The 4043-nt window shown below is 55.7% G+C and carries 3 protein-coding genes; all 3 read left to right on the top strand.

Annotated features, from left to right (window positions below; translation table 11 throughout):
- Positions 1 to 1221 (top strand): RNA polymerase factor sigma-54 (rpoN, locus tag C2L80_RS13295; protein ID WP_103263366.1); only part of this gene is annotated, 1221 nt, incomplete at its 5' end.
- 82 nt (positions 1222 to 1303) lie between these two features.
- Entirely contained in the window at positions 1304 to 2083 is a 780-nt protein-coding gene (locus tag C2L80_RS13290; RefSeq protein ID WP_092197567.1) for an enoyl-CoA hydratase/isomerase family protein, read from the top strand.
- A gap of 179 nt (positions 2084 to 2262) precedes the next feature.
- Positions 2263 to 4043: sigma-54-dependent Fis family transcriptional regulator (locus C2L80_RS14605; RefSeq protein ID WP_129589974.1), on the top strand; the 1781-nt coding region annotated here is incomplete at its 3' end.

Raw genomic sequence — 4043 nt, 5'->3', positions numbered from 1 at the left:
TCGGCCGCCTCGGTCAGGCTGAACCCCGCCGCGACGGCCTCCACGGCGAGCTCCCTGGTCTCCAACGGGTACATGCGGACTCCAATCCGGACACCGGAGTGTCCAACTTTTTGTCCGCACCCCCGTCTGATCGAGAAAGATATGAAAACGCATCTTCGCGCGCAGATGCCGAGCGGTGTTGGTTCCGATGTCGTAGTCGAATCCGTCATTGATACATTGGACGAAGACGGTTATTTTCGAGGCGAGGTGGCTGCCATCGCGTTCGAATGCGATGTGGAGGAGCCGGACGTTCGACTGGTTCTGGATGCGGTTAGATCAGCGGAGCCGGCAGGGGTGGGGGCGACGGATCTGATAGATTGCCTGAAATTGCAAGTTGCTCGATTGCCTTCGCCTCATGGGAGGGTGGCATACGCTTTGCTCGATCGCTTTCCTCATGACTTCTTTAAAGAGCGGCCTGGATCGCTCGCTCGTTGTTTGGGCGTTTCCCGTGCGGATGTGATTGCCGCTATGGAGGCCATTCGAAAGTGCGATCCGTGTCCGGGAAGAGCATTTACCAAAGAGGCGATCGCTTATACCCATCCCGATATCATAATCGAACGGCGCGAAGGGAAATGGTCGGTATCGGTGTTCGGGGCAACGACGTGTCCGCTTACGTTAAACGAGTCGTATCTTGCTTTGCTGGGTTCGAAAGTAGATGACGAGACGAGGGAGTATCTGGAGGGGAAGAAACGCGAAGCCAAAAACGTGTTGCGTAACTTGGATTATCGCGGTCGCATGCTGTATCGTCTTGGCTTGTACCTGCTCGAAAAGGAATATGAATTCATGAATAGAGAGGGAGAGGGCCTGGTCGCGCTGTCGATGAGGCGCGTAGCCGATGCTATCGGAGTTCATGAAACGACGATATCTCGCATCGTGAACCTTAAGTCGTTGCAAACCCCGTTCGGCGTATATCCACTACGCATGTTTTTTGGTTCGTCGCTTGATTGCGTTGCTGCTGAAGGTGCATGCGACGAAGGTTCCGTTGCCTCGACGGTGTCGTCGTTCGATGTCAAACGGATGCTCTCAAATCTGATTTCCGAGGAGCGCCGAGAAAAACCCTTGAGTGATCAGGCTCTCGCTGATGAATTGGTTTCTCGGGGCGTGTCCATCAGCAGACGAACGGTTGCGAAGTATCGCGAAAGCCTGGGCATTCCCTCGTCTCCGCAACGGAAACATCGCTGATTTGCCACTGTTTAGACCGACTTCTTGAAATTGGCATGCATTCTGCATCTACGTACATGGAGTCGTATCGAGAGGAGATTGCATGGGCACGTTAGAGCGATCGCACGACGGAAAACCGCCGATATTTTCCGTCATTTCAGACGAGGGCATTATGATTGTGAACCTCAATCAACCCGAAAAAAGGAATGCCATTTCGGTTGAGATGATGCGCCTTTTCGAGCGCGCGATGGACGAAGCCGATATGGATGACGGGGTTCTCGTTGTGGTGCTTCGAGGCGTGGGAGACACCTTTTGCAGCGGGGGCGATCTGTCTCAGGGGATAGCAGCTTCGGCGGGGCCTGCCGGGGCTCGAGCGTCTTTACGGGCCTATCTGAGAGCGGTGCGGGCAATTCGACGCTGTGCCAAACCTGTTGTGTGCATGGTTGATGGATACGCTGTGGGCGGGGGCTTTTCTCTGGCCGTTGCTTGCGATGTGCTGTGCGCATCCGAGAGGGCGTTGTTTGTTCCTGCATTCTGCCAGATAGGTATAGCTCCTGAGATGGGAATCGCGAAGCACCTGTCAGAGTGTGTCGGACCTCAGAGGACGAAAGAGCTGCTTTTTCTTGGGGGGAAGATATCGGCTGCGGAACTTTTCTCAATGGGGGTGGTCAATCATGTGTGGCCGGATTCGGATGTCGAGAGGGAGACGATGTCCCTTGCGCGCAAAATCGCGTCGATGCCCTCGCATTCGATTCAGACGGCAAAATCCATGGTGAACGCGTTATATGACGGACCTCTCGCCTCGGTGCTGGACGCTGAGGCGTCGGCCTCCCCTCTCTGTGGAGCGATCAGTTCCTATCAGGCAGAGGATCGAAGCGCGTAACGCCGTCGTGTTTTGTCGGATTCGGCGTGGTTGGGATTTTTCTTTTCTCAGGGAGGGATTCCGCACCGATGCTATTATGCCAAAAGATCGCTCTGGGAATGCTGGTTTCTTGAGCGTGTTGCAAGGGGCTGTATGAATCGGACCGAGGGGGACGTGTTCTCTGGAAGAAGGTGGGCGCATTGTTCATCGGGGAGTCCATGGCGAACGCATGGCGACGGTTCGTTTCCACGGGATATGTGGATGAATCTGTCGTGAGAGGCGAAGTGGCGTGCTCCTGGCGTCGTTGTCGACAGAGCGGGCTGAGCCCTTGGACGGTGGAGACGCGCAAAGTCGACGAGGCGCGCCTCATCAGAGCAAGGAGAGAGCATGGGCGATTGATTCGCGCGGCAGATCCCGTGATGAGCATGCTGAGCGCCTTGCTTGATTCTAATGTTTCATTGATGGACGAGGATTCGTTTGTCTACCATCTGGTGTCCCCTTTTGAATCGTATCCGCGGGCTTTGGGAACAACCATGGACGAAGCGGTTGTGGGGACGTGCAATGCCGTGCTTGTTCGGGCAGAGAACAGGCCGGTGAGATGCGACTACTTTGAACATTACAAGGTGGGGTCGCAAGCCTACTCCGCGGCTGCCGCCCCCTTTTTGCATGATGACGGATCGTTCGGCGGGGCTTTGCTGTTGAATTCTCCCCTCAAGCCCCTTCCTGCGCGTGCTCCCATTATGGCGGCGGTTGCTGCGCGTCTTGTCAAGCGGCTCTTTCTTCTTGATAGGAAGATGCTGCAAGCCCTTTCGTCAATGGCCTTTTTCTCTCCATTGATCCAGCTATGCGAGGAAGGGGTGGCAATTACGAACGAGCAGGGATGCCTGCTTTCTGCGAACGACGTAGTGGGGGGCCTATGCGGCTCGTGGGCAAGTGCTCCGTATGGGTCCGATTCTCTGGGTAAGTACCTGGTTGGTGGAGACAAGACGCTGCGGGCCGTCCTCGAGAGAGGGGAGGGGGAGATCGTCCGATTCAAACGGAAGCGCGGACGGGAACCGATCGAGATGACGCTCCTTGCCGCGCGTTGCGTCGATTTGGGCGATGGGAAAAAGGCGAGAGTGCTGAGGTTTGGCAACGCTGGTCAGCAAGAGGTCAAACAGGGCTCAACGGATTCCGACTCGATTCCGGCGGCTTGTCCAAAGCATCGTCCTATCGGCCAAAGCGAGAAATGGCTGGCCGTCGATCGCATGGTGCGTCGCGTCGCTCCTATCAAGGTGAGCGTACTGCTTCTTGGGGAGACCGGTACGGGAAAGGAGGTCATGGCAAAAGCGATTCACGACTATTCTGGCCGGAAAGGGGAATTCGTGGCCATCAATTGCGGCGCGATTCCCAAGGATTTGATGGCTAGCGAGCTTTTTGGATATGAGCCGGGTGCTTTTACCGGAGCTCAGGCCAAAGGTCTGATCGGCAAGTTCGAATACGCTCATGGCGGCACGGTTTTTTTGGATGAGATAGGCGAGATGCCCTACGATATGCAGGTGGGGCTTCTTCGCGTTCTGCAGGAGCAGTCAATCGTACGACTGGGAAGTAACGAGGTCCGTGATCTTGATATTCGATTTGTGGCAGCGACGAATCAAAATCTTGACGAGGCCGTATCTGAAAAACGTTTTAGACTGGATCTTTATCACCGTCTCTCTCAGATAGAGATTGTCCTCCCGCCGCTCAGGGAACGTAAAGAAGACATCCCCTTGTTCGTAGACTCCTTCAATAAGGAGCTGTGCGGGGAGTTGCAGTTGCCTTACTCCCCATTCTCCTCGGAAGCCATCGAGGCGTTTCTGCATCTTCCTTGGTTTGGAAGGGGGTGCGGACAAAAAGTTGGACACTCCGGTGTCCGGATTGGAGTCCGCATGTACCCGTTGGAGACCAGGGAGCTCGCCGTGGAGGCCGTCGCGGCGGGGTTCAGCCTGACCGAGGCGGCCGA

This window comes from Rubneribacter badeniensis, assembly GCF_002899695.1.
Classification (GTDB): domain Bacteria; phylum Actinomycetota; class Coriobacteriia; order Coriobacteriales; family Eggerthellaceae; genus Rubneribacter; species Rubneribacter badeniensis.
This window is presented reverse-complemented; position numbering and strand designations above follow the sequence as displayed.

Coding starts and splice junctions, on each gene's coding strand:
- C2L80_RS13290 (WP_092197567.1), top strand. CDS start 1,304: ATGGGCACGTTAGAGCGATCGCACGACGGAAAACCGCCGATATTTTCC.